The 20,266-nt window shown below is 60.8% G+C and carries 17 protein-coding genes and 1 pseudogene; 8 read left to right on the top strand and 10 right to left on the bottom strand.

Going from position 1 to position 20,266, the window contains the following annotated elements; all coding sequences use genetic code 11:
- Positions 1 to 29 precede the first annotated feature (29 nt).
- The gene (locus J4E58_RS14645) at positions 30 to 503 is read right to left on the bottom strand and encodes a Dps family protein (RefSeq protein WP_007931133.1); all 474 of its coding nucleotides are present in this window, start codon (positions 501 to 503) and stop codon (positions 30 to 32) included.
- 458 nt (positions 504 to 961) lie between these two features.
- Here J4E58_RS14645 and J4E58_RS32115 point away from each other — a divergent pair, with 458 nt between their 5' ends.
- The gene (locus tag J4E58_RS32115; protein WP_007931134.1) at positions 962 to 1,567 is read left to right on the top strand and encodes a cold-shock protein; all 606 of its coding nucleotides are present in this window, start codon (positions 962 to 964) and stop codon (positions 1,565 to 1,567) included.
- Between the two features lie 78 nt (positions 1,568 to 1,645).
- On the opposite strand, the gene J4E58_RS14635 is transcribed toward J4E58_RS32115, so the two are convergent.
- The gene (locus J4E58_RS14635; RefSeq protein ID WP_007931136.1) at positions 1,646 to 1,852 is read right to left on the bottom strand and encodes a SlyX family protein; all 207 of its coding nucleotides are present in this window, start codon (positions 1,850 to 1,852) and stop codon (positions 1,646 to 1,648) included.
- 3 nt (positions 1,853 to 1,855) lie between these two features.
- On the bottom strand, positions 1,856 to 2,281 hold the full coding sequence (locus J4E58_RS14630) for an HIT domain-containing protein (protein WP_087090246.1): 426 nt from the start codon (positions 2,279 to 2,281) through the stop codon (positions 1,856 to 1,858).
- A 923-nt stretch (positions 2,282 to 3,204) separates the two neighbouring features.
- Between J4E58_RS14630 and J4E58_RS14625 the strand changes: the two genes are divergently transcribed.
- Positions 3,205 to 4,569: an OprD family porin gene (locus J4E58_RS14625; protein WP_087090244.1), complete on the top strand. Its 1,365-nt coding sequence runs from the start codon at positions 3,205 to 3,207 to the stop codon at positions 4,567 to 4,569.
- 191 nt (positions 4,570 to 4,760) lie between these two features.
- Here J4E58_RS14625 and J4E58_RS14620 read toward each other — a convergent pair whose 3' ends face one another.
- Both J4E58_RS14620 and J4E58_RS14615 read right to left on the bottom strand, forming a co-directional pair.
- Entirely contained in the window at positions 4,761 to 5,600 is an 840-nt protein-coding gene (locus tag J4E58_RS14620) for a mechanosensitive ion channel family protein (protein WP_087090242.1), read from the bottom strand.
- Between the two features lie 141 nt (positions 5,601 to 5,741).
- A complete protein-coding gene (locus J4E58_RS14615) occupies positions 5,742 to 6,227 on the bottom strand; it encodes a YajQ family cyclic di-GMP-binding protein (protein WP_007931144.1) in 486 nt (161 codons plus the stop codon).
- A 145-nt stretch (positions 6,228 to 6,372) separates the two neighbouring features.
- On the opposite strand from J4E58_RS14615, the gene J4E58_RS14610 reads away from it, so the two are divergent.
- From J4E58_RS14610 to J4E58_RS14600, 3 genes are read left to right on the top strand one after another with little or no spacing between them, the layout of a single operon-like run.
- On the top strand, positions 6,373 to 7,290 hold the full coding sequence (locus J4E58_RS14610; protein WP_087090241.1) for a putative 2-dehydropantoate 2-reductase: 918 nt from the start codon (positions 6,373 to 6,375) through the stop codon (positions 7,288 to 7,290).
- Between the two features lie 45 nt (positions 7,291 to 7,335).
- Complete coding sequence (locus J4E58_RS14605; RefSeq protein ID WP_087090239.1) at positions 7,336 to 9,372, top strand: ATP-binding protein; 2,037 nt, start codon at positions 7,336 to 7,338, stop codon at positions 9,370 to 9,372.
- A gap of 2 nt (positions 9,373 to 9,374) precedes the next feature.
- Positions 9,375 to 9,953: a cob(I)yrinic acid a,c-diamide adenosyltransferase gene (locus J4E58_RS14600; protein WP_087090236.1), complete on the top strand. Its 579-nt coding sequence runs from the start codon at positions 9,375 to 9,377 to the stop codon at positions 9,951 to 9,953.
- Between the two features lie 74 nt (positions 9,954 to 10,027).
- On the opposite strand, the gene J4E58_RS14595 is transcribed toward J4E58_RS14600, so the two are convergent.
- From J4E58_RS14595 to secA, 4 genes are all read right to left on the bottom strand, one after another.
- Positions 10,028 to 10,966 carry a Nudix family hydrolase gene (locus tag J4E58_RS14595; protein ID WP_087090233.1) on the bottom strand — a complete coding sequence of 313 codons (939 nt, stop codon included), beginning with the start codon at positions 10,964 to 10,966 and terminating at the stop codon, positions 10,028 to 10,030.
- A complete protein-coding gene (locus J4E58_RS14590) occupies positions 10,963 to 11,595 on the bottom strand; it encodes a glutathione S-transferase (RefSeq protein WP_087090231.1) in 633 nt (210 codons plus the stop codon). Before J4E58_RS14590 ends, J4E58_RS14595 begins: the two co-directional genes overlap by 4 nt.
- Before the next feature lie 104 nt (positions 11,596 to 11,699).
- Positions 11,700 to 12,917: a bifunctional glutamate N-acetyltransferase/amino-acid acetyltransferase ArgJ gene (gene argJ / locus J4E58_RS14585; protein ID WP_087090229.1), complete on the bottom strand. Its 1,218-nt coding sequence runs from the start codon at positions 12,915 to 12,917 to the stop codon at positions 11,700 to 11,702.
- Positions 12,918 to 13,040: 123 nt separating this feature from the next.
- Positions 13,041 to 15,782, bottom strand: coding sequence for a preprotein translocase subunit SecA (gene secA / locus J4E58_RS14580; RefSeq protein WP_007931158.1), 2,742 nt, complete (start codon positions 15,780 to 15,782; stop codon positions 13,041 to 13,043).
- 306 nt (positions 15,783 to 16,088) lie between these two features.
- Between secA and J4E58_RS14575 the strand changes: the two genes are divergently transcribed.
- On the top strand, positions 16,089 to 16,544 hold the full coding sequence (locus J4E58_RS14575) for a DUF721 domain-containing protein (RefSeq protein ID WP_007931160.1): 456 nt from the start codon (positions 16,089 to 16,091) through the stop codon (positions 16,542 to 16,544).
- Positions 16,545 to 16,559: 15 nt separating this feature from the next.
- Here J4E58_RS14575 and J4E58_RS14570 read toward each other — a convergent pair whose 3' ends face one another.
- Positions 16,560 to 18,047, bottom strand: a complete 1,488-nt coding sequence (locus J4E58_RS14570) for a helicase HerA-like domain-containing protein (RefSeq protein ID WP_009045300.1) — start codon at positions 18,045 to 18,047, stop codon at positions 16,560 to 16,562.
- A 180-nt stretch (positions 18,048 to 18,227) separates the two neighbouring features.
- Here J4E58_RS14570 and J4E58_RS32280 point away from each other — a divergent pair.
- Together J4E58_RS32280 and J4E58_RS32275 are read left to right on the top strand one after the other, a co-directional pair.
- Positions 18,228 to 19,259, top strand: a pseudogene (locus J4E58_RS32280) (cache domain-containing protein); the annotation flags it as partial.
- 93 nt (positions 19,260 to 19,352) lie between these two features.
- Entirely contained in the window at positions 19,353 to 20,117 is a 765-nt protein-coding gene (locus tag J4E58_RS32275; RefSeq protein WP_370686811.1) for a methyl-accepting chemotaxis protein, read from the top strand.
- Positions 20,118 to 20,266: the final 149 nt, after the last annotated feature.

Here is a 20,266-nt window from a genome sequence, read left to right as displayed (position 1 = left end):
CCGATAACGGCGCCATTCGGTCTGCGGGACTATTGCTCGCTCAACAGCGAGCGCAGCATCCACGCGGTTTTCTCATGCACCTGCATCCGCTGGGTCAGCAAGTCTGCGGTGGGTTCGTCGCTGACCTTGTCGATGATCGGGAAAATGCCACGGGCAGTGCGGGTCACAGCCTCCTGCCCCGCCACCAGTTGCTTGATCATCTCATCCGCGCTTGGCACCCCCTCTTCTTCCTTGATCGAAGAAAGACGCGCGTAGATGGAATAGGCACCTGGCGCCGGGAACCCCAGGGCGCGGATACGCTCGGCAATCAGATCCACCGCCAGCGCCAGTTCGTTGTACTGCTCCTCGAACATCAGATGCAGCGTGCGGAACTGCGGCCCCGTGACGTTCCAGTGGAAATTATGAGTCTTCAGATAAAGCACATAAGTATCTGAAAGCAGGCGAGAGAGACCCTCCACGATAGATTTGCGATCTTCTGCGCCGATACCGATATCGATTGCCATGTCTATCTCCGTTAGCACATTGAATTCAACAGGTCAGGTACCGGACCACTCTAGCAAGACTGCCCTGCACCCGCAGCCCGGGATTGCCCGAGGCACTGCGACAGATTGCCCACCAAGCGGGCGGCCAGTACCTGCAAGAAGGCCCACGCCGGTTGTGACCCGCCTGAAAAGCCGCCGTTCCACTTTTTTGGGGTGCTGGCTCTCTAGAACAAGGCTTTGCCCGATAGTCCGGTATTCCCTCAGGACAACCAGGGCTTTCTCCCTCCTCCCGGCCACAGCGCCTGATTTGAGAAGGCCTGGGCTTTGCTGTTAAATAGAGGCCGTGTCGTTGTTGCCTATTTCTCGGCCTCAGCGCATAGGCTGATCCCGCGCACGTGCTCACCGCCTCCCATTGTTCAGAAGCGAACCGTGCACGCTCAGCTCTTCCTTGTGATCCGTCTTAACGTGAGTTCATTAAAATGTTGAAAATCGTCCACCTGCTAACGGGCGCAGCAGCCTTGCTGCTGTCCTTTATCCCTAGCCTGCGATCTGAAGCCGTTCCCTTCCTGCAACAACCCGATGCTCTTTACCTGGCCTTTTTCGGCCTGCTCAACCTGACACTGGCTCCGGTTATCCCCTACTGGAACAAAGGCCCGCGTCACCAACTGCAAAACCTGGTCAGCGCGCTCCTGGTGCTGGCGGTGGTCTTGCAGACCTTGACCCTGCTGGCACCAATGCCGGTTATCGCAGGTCAACCAGCTGTGCTGTTCAGCCTGCTGACCGCGGCGATCGCCGTTCTTCTGCACCTGGCCGTCAGCTTCTACAAATCGTCTCCCTCGGCCAATACCTCGCAAACCTACGACATGAGCAATCGCGATACCGGCACCGTCAAGTGGTTCAACACTTCGAAGGGGTTCGGCTTCATCTCTCGCGACTCCGGCGATGATATCTTCGTGCACTTCCGCGCCATCCGTGGCGAAGGTCACCGCGTCCTGGTGGAAGGCCAGCGCGTGGAGTTCTCCGTCATGAATCGCGACAAGGGCCTGCAAGCCGAAGACGTGATTGCGGCATTGCCGCGGCGCTGATTCACGCCCATAAAAAAACCGCGACGCAGCCATGCTGCTCGCGGTTTTTTATTGCCTGAACGGCCAGCCGCCCGATGCTCAGTAATGTGGCGGCGGAGCCTCTTCTTCGAATGATTCGAACTGCCCCACCATTTCCTCTTGTCGCTTGAGCAAGGCGGCCATCTGCAATTGCAGACGTTCGACCACCCGCTGCTGCCCTACCAGCACGTCGTTCAGGGCTTGAATGGTGTCATCCTGAAAAGCCAATCGGCTTTCCAGATCGGTGACCCGCTCTTCCAGGTTCATGACTCAGCCCTCCAGAAACTTGAAATCATCGGTCAGGACCAGTCGTAACCGCTCACGAATCGCAACCACCTGTTCGGCATCGTAGGGCCTGGCAGGCAGCTTGCCCCATACCGGAGCAGGCCAGGCCGCATCGTCGCGTTTGCGAACGATAACGTGCATGTGCAACTGACTGACGACATTACCCAGAGTCGCCACATTCAACTTGTCCGCATCGAACGAGTCTTTAAGCAACTCCGCCAGCGCCGTGGTTTCTCGCCATAGTTGCTGCTGGTCCGCGTCATCCAATTGAAACAACTCACTGATATCTTCCCGGCGCGGTACCAGGATGAACCACGGGTAATTGGAATCGTTGGACAACAGCAGCCGGCAAAGGGGGAAATCCCCAATGGACAGTGTGTCTTGTTGAAGTCGTGGATCTAAAGCGAACACCGCGCGCACTCCCGCTCAGCTCATCAAGTTTCAGCTTAGCGAACGCCATGACCGGCTGCCCGCCAAGCGACAGAACGGCAGCATACCTGCGAAAGCTCTCCCGTTCATCGCTCTGCTGCGCAGATCCCGCCTCAACATTCATCCTCGATACCACACGTCAGAGCGCCCCGACCTGGAACATTTTCCAGCGGGCTGCACCACGACAGAACGAAGCTCATAAAAAACAAGGAGAAAACCACGAAAGAGCCCCTTGCCTGCGCATTCTTCCAGTGCCCGACGCCGGATGACGATTGAGCTGCATCAAGAAACTTTTGCACCAAAACCTCACAGTGCGTCTACGCTCAGTGCGTTAACCATCCGCCATCTACTCACTCAGCAGGGTGAACCGGTAACGTTTTGGAATGACATGCGTTTTTTTCAGGGATCAACACCAGGAGGACAGGGAACGTCAAGCCCAAACAAAACGACCTTAAAACCACTGTTTTATGCGGTTTTTACAGCCAGAAGGGCTATCACCGAAAAAAACTCGGTGCCTTTGCGTTTTGTGCACGCTTGTTGCATTCACACCCACATTGTCCCAGGAGGAGCCACCGGAAAAAGGCCTCTCCTGTGACTAATAACAATAGTGGCAAGGCTGCCCCATGGAGATTTGACTGCTTGACCAAAGTTCTTTTTGTTCCAGGTTCAAGCCTTCGAAAACAGCGCTGAAGTTGTCAGTCCGGGTACATGCGGACTGCGGATTTGCGACATTGATCGAGCATTTTGCGACAGGGTCGTAAAGAAGCTGAAAGGACTGATACGCAAGTATCGCCAACATTGTCGGCGTGATATAAGTTTGCGCCGACACAAAAAGAAAGAGCCGCCCAGATAATAAAACAGGTGGGACGGCAGTACTCTTCTAAAAACCAAAGGAGCAAATCACGATGCGCGTGATGAAGTGGAGCATGATCGCACTGGCAGTTGCAGCAGCCGCCAGTACTCAAGTGGCTACGGCCGCACCTTTTGTAAGTGACCAGTCTGAAGCCAAGGGCTTTGTTGAAGACGCCAAGTTCGACGTACTGCTGCGCAACTATTACTTCAACCGTGACAACAAAGACCACAGCAACGATCAGAAAGACTGGACCCAGGGTATCTGGGGCAACTTCAGCTCCGGTTACACCCAAGGTACCGTCGGCGTTGGCGTTGATGCATTTGGTTACCTGGCAATCAAACTGGACGGCGGCGACGGCACTGGCGGCACTGGCAACATGAGCCGCGACTCCGATGGCGACGTCAACAATAGCCAGGGCAAAGCAGGCGCTGCGGTCAAATTCCGCATCTCCAAAACCGAGTTGAAAGCTGGCGATATGCAGCCAAGCACCTCTCCGGTCTTCGCGGTCGGCGGTTCCCGGATCCTTCCTCAAACTGCCAGCGGTTTCCAACTGCAGAGCAGCGAGATCAAAAACCTTGATCTGGAAGGTGGCCACTTCTATTCGGCCACCAGCCAGGACTCCAACGCCCGTAACGGCAACTTGTATGCTAACTATGCCGGCGTGGCATCCAATAGCATCGACTACTTCGGTGGCAAGTACGGCATCACCGACAACCTGAGTGCATCGCTCTACGGTGCCAAGCTGGAAGACATCTGGAACCAGTACTACGCCAACCTGAACTACACCATCCCGATGGGTGGCGATCAGTCGCTGAACCTGGACGGTAACATCTACCGCACCACCGATGCTGGTAGCGCCAAGGCTGGTGACATCAGCAACACCACGTTCTCCCTGGCAGCTGCTTTCTCGTTCCTGAAAGCACACACCATTACCGTCGCTTTCCAGAAGGTTAATGGTGATACTCCATTCGACTACATCGGTGTAGGTGGTCACGACTCCTCCCGGCGCGGTGCCAACCGTGGCGGCGACTCGATCTTCCTCGCCAACTCCATCCAGTACTCTGACTTCAACGGCCCGAACGAGAAGTCCGCACAGATCCGTTACGATCTGAAAATGGCCGAGTACGGCGTTCCTGGTCTGAGCTTCATGACCCGTTATGTTAAAGGCTGGGACATCGACGGCACCGGTCTGGCTGACAACAGCGCGTACCGTAAAAGCAACGGCGATCCGATTTACGGTGCCGATGGCAAACACAACGAGACCAACTTCGAAGCCAAGTACGTTGTGCAGTCTGGCCCGGCAAAAGATCTCTCCTTCCGCGTGCGCCAAGCTTGGCACTTCGCTAACAGCGACCAGGGTGAAGGCGATATCAAAGAGTTCCGCCTGATCGTCGACTACCCACTGTCGATCTTGTAATAGCGGTTACTTCGCAAGTAATAAAAAAGGCCCATCATTCGATGGGCCTTTTTATTGGGGCTGGCAGCTCGCTGAAGCTCCGGTTGTCGACAGCCTATTGTTACAACCAGGTTTCAAACACTCTCCAGCAAGTATCGCGTTAAAAGCCTGACCACTCGATCAGACTTTTAATCCCTATCCCCGTTACTTACTCAAACAGCCGCTTCCTGAACCACACGAATCACTCGTTGTGGAAAGGGGATATCAATACCCGCTTCCTTCAAGCGATCACGGGACAACTCGTTGAAGCGGAACATCACGTCCCAGTAGTCCGCGGTCTTCACCCAGACTCGCAAGGAAAGGGTAATGGCGCTGTCACCCAGCATGGAAACCACCGCCACCGGCTCCGGATCGGCCAGCACACGCTCGTCCTTGGCCAGGTCCAGCAGAACCTCACGGGCCTTTTGCAGGTCAGCCTCGTAGTTCACGCCGACATCGAAGATCACTTTGCGGGTCAGCTGGCGGTTGTGGTTGGTGATGATGCCGTTGGACAGGTTGCCGTTAGGCACGATGACGGTCTTGTTGTCACCGGTACGCAGCACCGTGTGGAAGATCTGGATGCTGTCGACCGTGCCGCTGATGCCTTGGGCTTCGATCATGTCGCCGATGCGGAAAGGACGGAACAGCAGGATCAGCACGCCACCGGCGAAGTTGGCCAGGCTGCCTTGCAAGGCCAGGCCGATGGCCAGGCCCGCCGCACCGATCGCGGCAACGAACGAAGTAGTTTCGACACCGATCATCGAGGCCACGCTGACAACCAGCAGCACCTTGAGAATGACGTTCGCCAGGCTGCTGATAAAACCCTGCAGGGCCTGGTCGGCATTACGCAGCGCCAGCAGCTTGCCGACTTTTTGCGTCAGACTGTTGATCAGCCACCAGCCGATGGCCAGCGTGATGACGGCCAGCAGTACCCGACTGCCGTATTCCATGATCATCGGAATCCAGGCTTGGGAAGCCTTGACCAGGTTGTCCACTTCAGCATTCAAATCCATCTATCTCTCCTGACTCCCGGCTGCCGGGCACACAAAAAACAAGGGCAGAACGAGTAGCTTTCTTTATAAAGGCTTAATCGTTTCTGCCCACTACTCGGGCCTCGGACGCCAATAAACTCGCGAGGTTCCCGAAAAATCCCATCAATCGCGGAAGTTGTTGAACTGCAGCGGCATGCCGAACTCTTTCGCCCGCAGGGCGGCGATGGCTTCCTGCAGATCGTCGCGCTTCTTGCCGGTCACCCGTACCTGCTCACCCTGGATCGCAGCCTGGACCTTCAGCTTGGCGTCCTTGATGTGGGCAACGATCTTTTTCGCCAGCTCTTTGTCGATGCCTTCCTTGAGGGTGGCTTCCTGCTTCATCACCTTGCCCGAAGCGTAAGCGTCCTTGACCTCAAGGCACTGCACATCGATCTTGCGCTTGACCAGGGCCAGCTTGAGGATCTCGATCATCGCTTCCAGCTGGAATTCGGCTTCAGCGGTCAGGTTGACGGTGAGTTCCTTTTCCTTGAACTCGAAGCTGCCCTTGCCCTTCAAGTCATAGCGGCGGTCCAGCTCCTTGACGGCGTTTTCCACTGCGTTGGTGACTTCGTGTTTGTCCAGTTCGGATACCACGTCGAACGACGGCATGTAATTTCTCCAATAAAAAAGGGGCGCAGCTCGATAAAGATGGAGCACGCCCGGTTTGCGGTTAAAATCCGGGCTCATTATAACGGGTCTTTCCCCTCCTTCACTGCGAGCCTCGCATGCGCCTGCCAAACCGAGCACCACGCTGATGTCGACTATCTGGCACATTCTGGGCGCGGGCAGCCTCGGCACCCTGTGGGCGACACGCCTGGCCCGGGCCGGCTTGCCGGTACGCCTGATCCTGCGCGACCAGGCTCGCCTGCAGGCCTACCAGGCCGCGGGCGGACTGACGCTGGTGGAACAAGGGCAGGCCAGTTTTCATGCCATTCCCGGCGAGACGGTCGACAGCCCTGAGCCCATCACTCGCCTGCTGGTGGCCTGCAAGGCCTATGACGCGCAACAGGCCGTCAGCCAGCTGGTCTCGCGCCTGACGCCGGATGCCGAACTGGTCCTGCTGCAGAACGGCCTGGGCAGCCAGGACGCCGTGGCCGCCCAGGTGCCGCAGGCCCGCTGCATTTATGCCTCGAGCACCGAAGGCGCCTTTCGCGATGGCGACTGGCGCGTGGTGTTCGCCGGCCATGGCTACACCTGGCTGGGGGACGCCAGCCACCCTACCGCGCCCTTCTGGCTCGACGACCTGAGCGCCAGCGGCATCCCCCATGAGTGGAGCGCGGATATCCTGACCCGCCTCTGGCGCAAGCTGGCGCTCAACTGCGCGATCAACCCCCTGACGGTCCTGCACGACTGCCGCAACGGCGGCCTGCTGCAACACCATTGCGAAGTGGCGATGCTGTGCGTCGAGCTGAGCGAACTGCTGGAACGTTGCGGCCAGCCCGCCGCGGCCGAGAACCTGCAGCAGGAAGTGGAGCGGGTGATCCAGGCGACCGCCGCCAACTACTCCTCCATGTACCAGGACGTCGCCAGCCGGCGCAGGACCGAAATCAGCTACTTATTGGGGCATGCCTGCGACGTTGCCGCCAGGCACCAGCTGCATCTGCCCAACCTCGGCCGCCTGCGCCGGCTATTGGTGGAACACCTGCAGCAGCGCGGATTGCCCAGCGACTGAGCAGCGGCTACGCTGCCCACGTGTTCCTCTCTAGCGACGTCCCCGATGCCATTGCGCCAGCGCCTTGAAAACCTGCCGGTCGGCCAAAAACTGCTGGCCGCCTTGCTCGTCCTGCTGATTACCGTACTGCTGGTCGCCAACCTGACCTTTATCAGCGCCGCCTACTGGATCTCTCAGGAAAGCATGGCGCCGCAAGCCTTGCAGACCATCGGCCGACTGGTATCCAACCCGACCCTGGCCGCACAGGCGCTGGACTCGCCACAAAATGCCGAGAAGCTGCTCAACGAACTCAACAGCTACTCTCCCCTGCGCGCCGCAGCGATCTATGACGGCAAGGGCACGCGCCTGGCCCAGTTGCAACATGGCGAACGCCTGAATCTGCCGGAACGCTATCGGCATATCGAAGCCTGGCAACTGACCGAATTTCGCAGCAACCAGATCATCACCCTGCCCCGCGCCGGCCAGCCCCCCGGCCACCTGTTGCTGGTGGCCAGCAGTGAGCTGCCGATGGCCTTCTACACCGGCACCCTGACCGCGAGCCTGGGCATCCTGATCTTCAGCGTGCTGCTGTGGCTGATCATTGCCCGACAGATCAAACGGCTGATCACCCAACCCATCCATCAGCTGGAAGAACTGTCCCGGCAGGTGACACGCGAGGAAAACTATTCCCTGCGCGCCGCCCGTGGCAACCACGATGAAATCGGCAGCCTGGCCGAGGCCTTCAACACCATGCTGTCGCGCATCGAAGCGCGAGAACAGCAACTCAAGCGGGCCCGCGACGACTCCCAGGCGGCCTATGACCAGGCCCAGGGGCTGGCCGAGGAAACCCGTCACACCAACCGCAAGCTGGAGCTGGAAGTCCAGGTGCGCAGCAAGATCGAAAAGAAACTCACCGGCTTTCAGAACTACCTCAACAGCATCATCGACTCGATGCCCTCGGCCCTGATCGCCCTCGACGAGCAGCTCTATGTCACCCAATGGAACCAGGAGGCCAGCGCCCTCTCCGGCACCCGCCTGGACGAAGCGCTGAATCAGCCGATCTTCCTCGCCTTCGAACCGCTCAAGCCGTTCCTGCCGCAACTCAAGGAAACCGTGGAGCAACATACGGTCACCAAGGTCGAGCGGGTCACCTGGGTCAAGGACGACGAAGCCCGGCATTACGCCCTGACCTTCTACCCGCTGATGGGCGGTGCCGGGCGCGGCGTGGTGATCCGGATCGACGACATCACCCAGCGCCTATCCCTGGAAGAAATGATGGTGCAGTCGGAAAAAATGCTCTCCGTGGGTGGCCTGGCCGCCGGCATGGCTCACGAAATCAACAACCCGCTGGGGGCCATCCTGCACAACGTGCAGAACATTCGTCGGCGCCTGTCCCCCGAGCTGCCGAAGAATCAGGAACATGCCGAGCAGATCGGCATCGAGCTGGAAACCGTCAACCGTTACCTGCAGAGCCGCGAAGTGCCGCAACTGCTCGATGGCATTCAGCAGGCTGGCGCCCGGGCGGCGAAGATCGTGACCCATATGCTCAGTTTCAGCCGGCGCAGCAACCGGCAGATGGCGCCCTGCGACCTGCCGGCATTGATCGACCAGGCCGTGGAGATTGCCGGCAACGACTTCGACCTGGCCATAGGCTTCGACTTCAAGGGCCAGGCCATCATCCGCCAGTTCGACTCGCAACTGGGGCCGGTGCCCGGCACCGCCAACGAACTGGAGCAGGTCCTGCTCAACCTGCTGAAAAACGCCGCCCAGGCCATTCACCAGCGGGTAGACGACAGCGAACCCGGGCGCATCATCCTGCGCACCCGGCTGAACCCGCCCTGGGCGGAAATCCAGGTCGAGGACAACGGCATCGGCATGAGCGAAAACGTGCGCAAGCGTACCTTCGAGCCGTTCTTCACCACCAAGGAAATCGGCCAGGGCACCGGCCTTGGGCTTTCGGTGTCTTACTTCATCATCACCAACAACCACAAAGGCCAGATGGAAGTGCAGTCGACGCAGGGCCAGGGCACTTGCTTCACCTTGCGTTTGCCATTGGCGGGCAGTCAGCCGCCACCACTGGAACATCCCCCACTGGAGAGGTAAGCATGGGCTTTCGCTTGTCGAAGATTTACACCCGCACCGGCGACAAAGGCGAAACCGGGCTGGGTGACGGGCGCCGGGTTCCCAAGGACCATCCGCGGGTCGAGGCCATCGGCGAAGTCGATACGCTGAATAGCCAGCTGGGGCTGCTCTTGGCCGGGCTGGCGGAACAGCGTCTAGAGCATCCCGGCTTGCAAGAGCTGATCGACGTCCTGGCGCCTTGCCAGCACCGCCTCTTCGACCTGGGCGGCGAGTTGGCCATGCCGGTGTATCAGGCACTCAATACCGCGGAAGTCGAACGCCTGGAAGCGGCCATCGATGCCTGGAACGAAGAGTTGGGGCCGCTGGAGAATTTCATCTTGCCGGGCGGTTCGACCTTGATCGCCCAGGCCCATGTCTGCCGCAGCCTGGCGCGCAGTGCCGAGCGACGCTGCCAGCATCTGAATGCCGTGGAACCGCTGGAGGGGGTCGGCCTGGCCTACATCAATCGCCTGTCCGACCTGCTGTTCGTGGCGGCGCGCCTGATTGCCAAGCGCCAGGGGATTGCCGAGATTCTCTGGCAAGCAGCAGCGAAACCCGAATAGCGGGCGTTTCCTGTTGATCGCGAGCCAGCTCGCCCCTGCGGCTCATGCAGGAGCGAACTGGCGGGTGAATGGCCTCAGGGCCAGAACGCGCGAATCCCCGCCACCCCTTGCGCACCGGCCTGCCAGGCCTGCTCGCGCTGATCCGGACCGACGCCGCCCAGCAGGTACACCGGCTTGTTGAAACCGCTGATCAGTCGGGCGGCCTGCTCCCAACCCAGTGGCTGCGCCTCAGGGTGGGTCTGGGTCGGCTGGACCGGCGACAGCGTCACGAAGTCCACATCCATCTGCTGCGCCAATGACAACTCTTCAGCATTATGGCAAGACGCTGCCAGCCAGCGCTCCTTGCCAAAGGGACGCCCGGCGCTGGCGTATTTGCGCAGCTGCGCCGAAGTGATATGCCAGCCCGCCGAGGGGAAATCCCCCAGCCATTCGAACGGCCCCTTGAGCATCAATTGCGCCTTGCCCGCGCACAGGCCGACCGCATCCACCGCCAGGTCGCGGTATTGCGGGTCGTAGCCGTTGGGCGCGCGTAGCTGGATCAACTTGCTGCCGCCGGCAATGGCCTTCTGCATGCCCCGCAACAGCGCCGGTGTTTCCAGGCCTTCCGGGGTGATCAGGTAGTCACTCGGCAAGCGCGCCGCCGCCACGATCGGCTGGTTGGCCGCCGGGAACTCGTAGTTCTCCAGCTCACGGGCCGTGACCCAGGCCAAAGGCTGGCCCTCGGCGCCATGGGGTTCGCCGGTAAAGGCGCACACTTCCCAGACATCCAGCAACACCTGCTTGTCCGGGTAATCGTGCTGCACTTTGATTAAAGGCCGCGCCTGGGACACCAGAATGCCCAGTTCCTCCTGCAGCTCACGGGTCAACGCCGCTTCCACCGCCTCGTCCGCTTCGACCTTGCCGCCGGGAAACTCCCAGAGGCCGCCCTGATGCTGGGTATCGGCACGTCGGGCAATCAGGATCCTGCCGTCGGCATCACGGATAACGGCCGCCGCCACATATACTCGTTTCACCGCACTGCTTCCTCTAAACCGGCTTTCTGCCAGGCCTTGAAGGCTGGCCATTGATAGATCGTTTCAACATAGGCGGCATCGACAGCCGGCAGCGCCACCCGATAGGTACGCAGGCGCACGGCGATTGGCGCAAAAAAGGCGTCCGCCAGGCTGACCCGGCCAAACAGGAAAGGCCCTGGCTCCGTCGCGGCCGCGCGACATTCGGCCCATAACGCCAGCATCCGCTCAATATCGGCCTGGGCCTCGGGCGGCATGGGTGAAAGCGCGGCATCGCGGCTCAGGTCGAACGGCAGATTGCCGCGCAAGCCGAAAAAGCCACTGTGCATCTGCGCGCAGGCGGAGCGGGCCTGGGCACGGGCCGCCACATCCCGCGGCCAGAGCTCGGCTTCGGGAAAACGCTCGACCAGGTATTCGGCAATCGCCAGGGAGTCGGCAATGGTGCCGTGCTCGGTCTTCAGCAAAGGGACTTTGCCGGTCGGCGAATGCTTGAGAATCAGCTCGCGGGTATCGGGCTGGTTCAGCTTGATCAGTTCTTCAGTGTAAGTCGCGCCGGCCAACTCAAGCGCCAGGGCGGCGCGCAGCGACCAGGAGGAATAGAGTTTGTCGCCGATGATCAGGTGAAGATTCATGTCGGGCACCTTTCAGAGGAGATGGAGGCCCGGGGCCTCCATCGCGAGCAGACTCGCTCCTACACGTGATGCGTCGCGTCCATGTAGAAGCGAGTAGCGGTGTATCAGGTACGGTATTCCGCGTTGATTTTCACGTACTCGTGGGACAGGTCGGTGGTCCAGATGGTTTCGCTGCAAGCACCGCGTCCCAGCTCGATGCGGATGGTGATTTCTTCCTGCTGCATCACCGCCGCGCCTTGGGCCTCGGTGTAGGTGGCGGCACGCGCGCCACGGCTGGCGATACACACCTCACCGAGGAAAACGTCGATCTTGCTCACATCCAGGTCCGGCACGCCGGCACGACCGACGGCGGCCAGGATACGCCCCCAGTTCGGGTCGGACGCGAACAGCGCAGTCTTGATCAGCGGCGAGTGGGCCACGGTGTAGCCGACATCCAGGCACTCCTGATGATTGCCGCCGCCGTTGACTTCGACCGTCACGAACTTGGTCGCGCCTTCACCGTCACGCACGATGGCCTGGGCCACTTCCATGCACACGTCGAACACTGCCTGTTTCAGCGCGGCGAACAGCGGGCCGCTGGCTTCGGTGATTTCCGGCAGGGCTGCCTGGCCGGTGGCGATCAGCATGCAGCAGTCGTTGGTGGAGGTATCGCCATCGATGGTGATGCGGTTGAACGACTTGTTGGCGCCGTCCAGTAGCAGGTTCTGCAGCACATCACGGGAGACTTTGGCGTCGGTGGCAATGTAGCCGAGCATGGTCGCCATGTTCGGACGAATCATGCCTGCGCCCTTGCTGATGCCAGTGACGGTGATGGTCACGCCGTCGTGCTGGAACTGGCGGCTGGCACCCTTGGGCAGGGTGTCGGTGGTCATGATGCCCGTGGCGGCGGCGGCCCAGTTGTCCACGGACAGGTCATCCAGTGCGGCCTGCAGCGCGCCTTCGATCTTCTCGACCGGCAGCGGCTCGCCGATGACCCCGGTGGAGTATGGCAGTACGGCGCTGGCATCGACGCCAGCCAGCTCGGCCAGCTTGGCGCAAGTGCGGGTCGCGGCGGCCAGGCCTGGCTCACCGGTGCCGGCGTTGGCGTTGCCGGTGTTGGTCAGCAGGTAACGCACAGGGCCCTGCACTCGCTGCTTGGCCAGGATCACCGGAGCGGCGCAGAACGCGTTCAAGGTGAACACACCGGCCACCGTAGAGCCCTCGGCACAGCGCATGACCACAACATCCTTGCGCCCCGGGCGCTTGATGCCCGCCGAAGCGATACCAAGTTCAAAACCGGCAACCGGGTGCAACGTTGGCAAAGGACCAAGACCAACAGCCATGAATGCGCTCCTCTTTAACCTGATGTGTGCACCGCCATCGCAAAAGGCAGTGCGGCGAATGGAAAAACGCCGCGACGGCTGATGCCGGTCGCGGCGCGGGTATTTCAGTGTCTGGCGAAAATCTTAGTTGATCTGGCCGTGACAGTGTTTGTACTTCTTGCCCGAACCGCAGTAGCACAGTTCGTTGCGGCCCAGTTTCTGCTCGTTGCGTACCGGAGCCGAAGCCAGGGCCACGTCGACATCGACGCCCTCTTCCAGCGCTTCCGGCTGCTCCAGGCCCGGGGCTTCGGCATGCTCGAACTGCATGCGCTGGGCCAGTGCCTCGGCTTCCTGGCGCAGGCGCGCCTCTTCCTCGACCGGATCCTCGCGGCGAACCTGAACGTGCGACAGCACACGGATCGAGTCGCGCTTGATGGAATCCAGCAGCTCGGAGAACAGGGTGAAAGACTCGCGCTTGTATTCCTGTTTCGGGTTCTTCTGCGCATAACCGCGCAGGTGAATACCGTGACGCAGGTGATCCATGGTCGACAGGTGGTCTTTCCACAGGTCGTCCAGTACGCGCAGAACGATTTGTTTCTCGAAGGTGCGCAGTGCTTCGGCACCGGCCTGGTCTTCTTTCTCGTTGTACGCCGCCACCAGCTCGTTGAGCAGTTTCTCGCGCAGGGTTTCTTCGTACAGGTGATCGTCTTCGTCGAGCCATTGCTGGATCGGCAGGGTCACACCGAAGTCGCTTTGCAGCGCAGCTTCCAGACCGGCCACGTCCCACTGCTCAGGCAGCGATTGTGGAGGAATGTGCGCGCTGACGGTGGCGTTGAGCACGTCCTGGCGGAAGTCGGAGATGGTCTCGCCGATGTTGTCCGCGGCCAGCAACGTGTTACGCATGTGATAGATCACTTTACGCTGTTCGTTGTTGACGTCGTCGAACTCGAGCAGTTGCTTGCGAATGTCGAAGTTGCGGCCTTCTACCTTGCGCTGGGCCTTTTCGATGGCGTTGGTCACCATGCGGTGCTCGATCGCTTCGCCGGACTGCATGCCCAGGGCCTTCATGAAGTTCTTCACCCGGTCGGAGGCGAAGATGCGCATCAGGCTGTCTTCCAGGGACAGGTAGAAACGGCTGGAACCGGCGTCGCCCTGACGACCGGCGCGACCACGCAGCTGGTTGTCGATACGGCGCGATTCATGACGCTCGGACGCGATCACCTGCAGGCCGCCGGACTCCAGCACTTGCTGGTGGCGCTTCTGCCAGTCGGCCTTGATCTGGGCAATCTGCTCAGGAGTCGGGTTTTCCAGGGAGGCGACTTCGACTTCCCAGTTACCGCCCAACAGGATATCGGTACCACGACCGGCCATGTTGGTGGCGATGGTCAGGGCGCCCGGACGACCGGCCTGGGCAATGATTTCCGCTTCTTTTTCGTGGAACTTGGCGTTCAGGACCTTGTGCTCGATGCCTTCCTTCTGGAGCAGGTTGGACATGTGCTCGGAAGTTTCGATGGTCGCGGTGCCCACCAGAACCGGACGGCCCTGGGTCATGCATTCCTTGATGTCGTTGATGATCGCGGCGTATTTCTCGTCCGCGGTCAGGAACACCAAGTCGTTGTAGTCTTTGCGAGCCAGCGGCTTGTTCGGTGGAATCACCATCACCTGCAGGCCGTAGATCTGATGGAACTCGAACGCTTCGGTGTCCGCGGTACCGGTCATGCCAGACAGCTTGGTGTACAGACGGAAGTAGTTCTGGAAGGTGGTCGACGCCAGGGTCTGGCTTTCGGCCTGGATGTTGAGGTTTTCCTTGGCTTCGATGGCCTGGTGCAGGCCCTCGGACAGACGGCGACCCGGCATGGTACGACCGGTGTGTTCGTCCACCAGGACCACCTGGCCATCCTGGACGATGTATTCGACGTTGCGGTTAAACAGCTTGTGCGCGCGCAGACCGGCATAGACGTGGGTCAGCAGGCCCAGGTTGTGCGCCGAGTACAGGCTCTCGCCTTCCGCCAGCAGGCCGACCTGGGTCAGCATCTCTTCGATGAACTGGTGACCGGCTTCGTTGAGTTCGACCTGACGGGTCTTCTCGTCGACGGTGAAGTGACCGGCCTTGGTGACCTCGCCTTCCACTTCCTCGACGTGCAGCTCAAGGCGCGGGATCAGCTTGTTGATTTCGGTGTACAGGCGGGAACTGTCTTCAGCCTGGCCGGAGATGATCAGCGGGGTACGGGCCTCGTCGATCAGGATCGAGTCGACTTCGTCGATCACGGCAAAATTGAGCTCGCGCTGGAACTTGTCTTCCATGCTGAAAGCCATGTTGTCGCGCAGGTAGTCGAAACCGAATTCGTTGTTGGTGCCGTAGGTGATGTCGGCGGCGTAGGCGGCGCGCTTCTCTTCCGGCGGCTGGAACGGCGTGACCACACCGACCGTCAGGCCGAGGAATTCATACAGCGGGCGCATCCAGTTGGCGTCGCGGCGGGCCAGATAGTCGTTCACCGTGACCACGTGCACGCCCTTGCCGGACAGCGCGTTGAGGTAAACGCCCAGTGTTGCCACCAGGGTCTTGCCTTCACCGGTACGCATTTCGGCGATCTTGCCTTCATGCAAGGTCATGCCGCCGATCAACTGTACGTCGAAGTGGCGCATACCCATGACCCGCTTGCCGGCTTCGCGGGCGACCGCAAAGGCTTCGGGAAGCAGTTTGTCGAGGGTTTCACCTTTGGCTATGCGGGCCTTGAACTCTTCGGTCTTGGCGCGCAACTGATCGTCCGAAAGGGCCACCATTTGCTCTTCGAAGGCATTGACGATCTGTACCGTCTTGAGCATGCGTTTGACTTCACGCTCGTTCTTGCTTCCAAAAAGTTTCTTTAACAAAGGCGCAAACATATCGGCAGGATCTTCCACACATAGGGATGGAGGGCGGCCCCGTGAGTCGCCCGTGCAGCCCTCATGGCCGCATGCGAACGAGCATTCTACCCGGAAACGATGGTGAGGAAAGTGGCGTTATTCCACGATGCTGGTACAGCGCTGTGACGGGGCTCACTTACAATAAGGCCTTTTGCGCCAGTTTCAACCCGGACGAGTACGAAGTTAACCATTGATTTAATGGATAAAGCCTCGTCGCAGCGATGAGCGAGGTCCGGCCAGCGCTTTCTGCTACCATGGCGGCTCTGTAACTTCAGGTGTCTGATCATGGCATTTCGCCCTCTTACGGCCAGAGCACCCGCCGTACTCCTTCGCGAAGCCAAGCCTCTCAAAGCCATACTCGGCCACGCCCAGCGCCTGGCGCATCTGCAGCGCCTGCTGGAAAGCCAGCTGCAACCGGCCGCACGCGAACACTGCCATGTCGCCTCCTGGCGCGAAGGCAGCCTGCTGCTGATCGTCACCGACGGCCACTGGGCGACGCGCCTGCGTTATCAGCAAAAACGCCTGCAACGTCAGCTTTTGGAGTTCAATGAGTTCAACAATCTGACGCGGATTCTGTTCAAAGTGCAGCCCCCAACCGTGCAACGAGGCGCAGCCGGCCACACCATGGACCTGTCGAGCAACGCTGCCGAGACCATTCAGGCCACCGCCGACGGCATCACCGATCCCAACCTGCGCGCTGCCCTGGAGCGGCTGGCCAGCCACGCCAAACCACGGGCGTAACTGGCCAGCCGCCGATCAGCGGCGCTTGCTGCCACCCAGCAAAGATCCCATCAACCCGCGCACCAACTGCCGTCCCAACTGGTTGGCGGCCTGACGCATGGCGGATTTCAGGGCCTGACCGGCGGCAGTGCCGAGGAACTCTCCGGCCCGATCGGTAAAGCTCGGCTCCTCTGCGGCCGGTTTGCCCGGCGCAGCCTCGGCCTCCGGTGCCAGGCCCTTGCGTCCCATCAGCACTTCATAAGCGGACTCGCGGTCGACCGGCTTGTCATAGCGGCCGACCAACGGTGAACTGTTGATCAGCGCGGTACGTTCGGCCTCGGTCAGCGGCCCGATGCGCGATTGCGGCGGTGCCACCAGCACTCGCTGGACCATCTCCGGCGTGCCTTTTTCCTGCAGCGTACCAACCAGCGCCTCGCCGATCCCCAGCTCGGTCAACACCGACAGCGCATCGAACGCCGGGTTCGGCCGGAAGCCGTCCGCCACGGCGCGCAAGGACTTCTGTTCCTTGGCGGTGAAGGCCCGCAAGCCGTGCTGGACGCGCAGCCCCAGTTGCGCCAGCACGTCGTCCGGCAAGTCGCCTGGCGACTGGGTGACGAAGTACACGCCCACGCCTTTGGAGCGAATCAGCCGCACCACCTGTTCCAGCCGGTCCTGCAACGCCTTGGGCGTGCCGGCGAACAGCAGGTGGGCCTCGTCGAAAAACAGCGCCAGCAGCGGCTTTTCCGCATCGCCGCGCTCTGGCAGTTGCTCGAACAGCTCGGCCAGCAGCCACAACAGGAAGGTCGCATAGACCTTGGGCGCCTCGTGCACCAGGCGACTGGCGTCGAGCAGGTGGATCCGCCCGCGCCCGTCACTGGCCGGCTGCAGGATGTCTTCCAGTTGCAGGGCCGGCTCGCCGAACAGGGCCTCGGCGCCCTGCTGTTCCAGGGTCGCCAGGCGCCGCAACAAGGCCTGGCTGGAGCCGGTGGTCATCAGCGCCGCGTCATCCCCCAACAACTGCGGGTTGTCCTTGAGGTGGTTGAGCAACGCCTTGAGGTCTTTCAGGTCGAGCAGCAACAGCCCTTCGCGGTCAGCCACCTTGAATGCCGCGTACAACGCCGATTGCTGGCTGTCGGTCAGTTCCAGCAGGCTGCCCAGCAACAGCGGGCCCATTTCACTCAGGGTAGTGCGCAGCGGGTGCCCGGACTGCCCGTGAATGTCCCACAACGTGACCGGATAAGCCTGGGGCTTGTGGTTCAGCCACGGCATCCCGGCAATACGTTCGGCGACCTTGCCCTGGGGATTGCCCGCGGCGCCCAGGCCACACAGGTCACCCTTGATGTCCGCGGCGAACACCGCGACACCGGCATCGCTGAACGCTTCCGCCAGTCGCTGCAAGGTGACGGTTTTCCCTGTCCCGGTAGCGCCTGCCACCAGCCCGTGACGATTTGCCAGGCGCATGGCCTGGGCAATCGGTTGCCCCGCGAGATCGGCACCGATAACGAGTTGCGATGAATCCGGCATTTTGTCACCCATGGTTAATCTTTAGCCTTGACCGGCCGATAGATCAGAAAAGACTGAAAAATAGTTCAGATAATTCCCCAAGGAGAGGTGGAAATATCAACTTACTTTCAACCCCGCCCATTTTGCGCGCTTTTATAAGAGCACGCTCGTGACATTAAGACCTAGCGGACACCACAAGCCATGAACAAAAACCTGCGCTTCAGCCATAAAATCCTGCTTGCCGCCGCCCTCATCGTTATTGCCGCCTTCGCTTCCTTCACGCTGTACAACGACTATTTACAGCGCAATGCGATCCGCGAAGACCTGGACAATTACCTGCATGAAATGGGCGATGTGACCGCCAGCAACATCCAGACCTGGCTCACCGGGCGCATCCTGCTGATCGAGAACCTGGCGCAAAACCTGGCGATCGACCCGCAATCGACCAAGGTGGCCAGCCTGCTCGAACAGAAGGCCCTGACCTCGACCTTCATGGCCTCCTACCTGGGCGATGCCAGCGGCAGCTTCACCATCCGCCCGGACGCGAAGATGCCCGACGGCTTCGACCCGCGCGTTCGCCCCTGGTACAAGGGCGCCGAAAGCAGCAGCGGCTCGACCCTCACCGAACCCTATATAGATGCAGCCACCGGCCAGTTGATCATTTCCGTCGCCACCGCCTCGCGTAACGGCGGGCAGAGCATCGGCGTGGTGGGCGGCGACCTGAGCCTGCAAACCCTGATCGAAACCCTCAATGCCCTGGATTTCGACGGCATGGGCTATGCCTTCCTGGTCAGCGCCGACGGCAAGATCCTGGTGCACCCGGACAAGGCGCTGGTGATGAAGAGCCTGAGCGAGGCCTACCCGCAGAACACGCCACGCATCAATGGCGATTTCAGCGAAATCGAAGTCGAGGGCAAGACCCGCATCGTCACCTTCACCCCGATCAAGGGCCTGCCGTCGGTGAACTGGTACATCGGCCTGTCCGTGGACAAGGACAAGGCGTTCTCGATGCTCAGCGAGTTCCGCACTTCGGCCATTATTGCCACCGTCATCGCCGTGGCCATCATCATCGCCCTGCTGGGCATGCTGATCCGGGTGCTGATGCAGCCCCTGCATGTCATGACCCGCGCCATGCAGGACATCGCCGACGGCGAAGGCGACCTGACCCGCCGCCTGACCATCCAGAACCAGGATGAATTCGGCATCCTCGGCACCGCGTTCAACCGCTTCGTGGAGCGCATCCACGGTTCGATCCGCGAAGTCTCGTCGGCCACCGAGCACGTCAACGAAGTCGCCCTGCGCGTGGTCAGCGCCTCCAATTCGTCGATGCTCAATTCCGACGAGCAGGCCAGCCGCACCAACAGCGTGGCCGCGGCGATCAATCAGCTCGGCGCCGCCGCCCAGGAAATCGCCCGCAACGCCGCCCAGGCCTCGCAGCAGGCCAGCGACGCGCGCAACCTGGCCGAGGACGGCCAGCAAGTGGTGGACCGCAGCATCCTGGCGATGAACCAGCTGTCGGACATGATCAGCGCCTCCAGCAGCAACATCGAAACCCTCAACAGCAAGACCGTGAACATCGGGCAGATCCTCGAAGTCATCACCAGCATCTCCCAGCAGACCAACCTGCTGGCCCTCAACGCGGCCATCGAGGCGGCGCGGGCGGGCGAAGCCGGGCGCGGCTTCGCCGTGGTCGCCGATGAAGTGCGCAACCTGGCCCACCGCACCCAGGAATCGGCGCAACAGGTGCAGACCATGATCGAGGAACTGCAGGTTGGTGCCCGCGAGTCGGTCAGCACCATGAGCAACAGCCAGCGCCACAGCCAGGACAGCGTGGAGATCGCCAACCAGGCCGGCGAGCGCCTGAATAGCGTGACCCAGCGCATCGGCGAGATCGACGGCATGAACCAGTCCGTGGCAACCGCCACCGAGGAACAGACCTCGGTGGTGGAGTCGATCAACATGGACATCACCGAGATCAACACCCTGAACCAGGAAGGGGTGGAAAACCTGCAATCGACCCTGCGCGCCTGTTCCGACCTGGAACAGCAGGCCGCACGCCTGAAGCAACTGGTCGGCAGCTTCCGTATCTGATCCCTTCAGCCATCCGGTGCCTGGGCAAAACCCAGGCACCGGACTGCCGACAATCCCTCCCGCATCCGCAGCAAACCGTTCATCCAGACGCATCGCCAACCGCCACGGCATCCCGACCGAACATCTATCCTTGATAAGGGTCAACCCTA

Source organism: Pseudomonas sp. FW305-25, from assembly GCF_017351415.1.
GTDB classification, from domain to species: Bacteria; Pseudomonadota; Gammaproteobacteria; order Pseudomonadales; family Pseudomonadaceae; genus Aquipseudomonas; species Aquipseudomonas chlororaphis.
Note: the sequence above shows the minus strand (reverse complement) of the source record. Positions and strands in the feature narration are given on the sequence as shown.

Bases quoted from the DNA above. Each gene is read 5' to 3' on its own strand.
- J4E58_RS14645 (WP_007931133.1), bottom strand. From the start codon at position 503: ATGGCAATCGATATCGGTATCGGCGCAGAAGATCGCAAATCTATCGTG.
- J4E58_RS32115 (WP_007931134.1), top strand. From the start codon at position 962: ATGTTGAAAATCGTCCACCTGCTAACGGGCGCAGCAGCCTTGCTGCTG.
- J4E58_RS14635 (WP_007931136.1), bottom strand. From the start codon at position 1,852: ATGAACCTGGAAGAGCGGGTCACCGATCTGGAAAGCCGATTGGCTTTT.
- J4E58_RS14625 (WP_087090244.1), top strand. From the start codon at position 3,205: ATGCGCGTGATGAAGTGGAGCATGATCGCACTGGCAGTTGCAGCAGCC.
- J4E58_RS14620 (WP_087090242.1), bottom strand. From the start codon at position 5,600: ATGGATTTGAATGCTGAAGTGGACAACCTGGTCAAGGCTTCCCAAGCC.
- J4E58_RS14615 (WP_007931144.1), bottom strand. From the start codon at position 6,227: ATGCCGTCGTTCGACGTGGTATCCGAACTGGACAAACACGAAGTCACC.
- J4E58_RS14610 (WP_087090241.1), top strand. From the start codon at position 6,373: ATGTCGACTATCTGGCACATTCTGGGCGCGGGCAGCCTCGGCACCCTG.
- J4E58_RS14605 (WP_087090239.1), top strand. From the start codon at position 7,336: ATGCCATTGCGCCAGCGCCTTGAAAACCTGCCGGTCGGCCAAAAACTG.
- J4E58_RS14600 (WP_087090236.1), top strand. From the start codon at position 9,375: ATGGGCTTTCGCTTGTCGAAGATTTACACCCGCACCGGCGACAAAGGC.
- J4E58_RS14590 (WP_087090231.1), bottom strand. From the start codon at position 11,595: ATGAATCTTCACCTGATCATCGGCGACAAACTCTATTCCTCCTGGTCG.
- argJ (WP_087090229.1), bottom strand. From the start codon at position 12,917: ATGGCTGTTGGTCTTGGTCCTTTGCCAACGTTGCACCCGGTTGCCGGT.
- secA (WP_007931158.1), bottom strand. From the start codon at position 15,782: ATGTTTGCGCCTTTGTTAAAGAAACTTTTTGGAAGCAAGAACGAGCGT.
- J4E58_RS14575 (WP_007931160.1), top strand. From the start codon at position 16,089: ATGGCATTTCGCCCTCTTACGGCCAGAGCACCCGCCGTACTCCTTCGC.
- J4E58_RS14570 (WP_009045300.1), bottom strand. From the start codon at position 18,047: ATGCCGGATTCATCGCAACTCGTTATCGGTGCCGATCTCGCGGGGCAA.
- J4E58_RS32275 (WP_370686811.1), top strand. From the start codon at position 19,353: ATGCTCAATTCCGACGAGCAGGCCAGCCGCACCAACAGCGTGGCCGCG.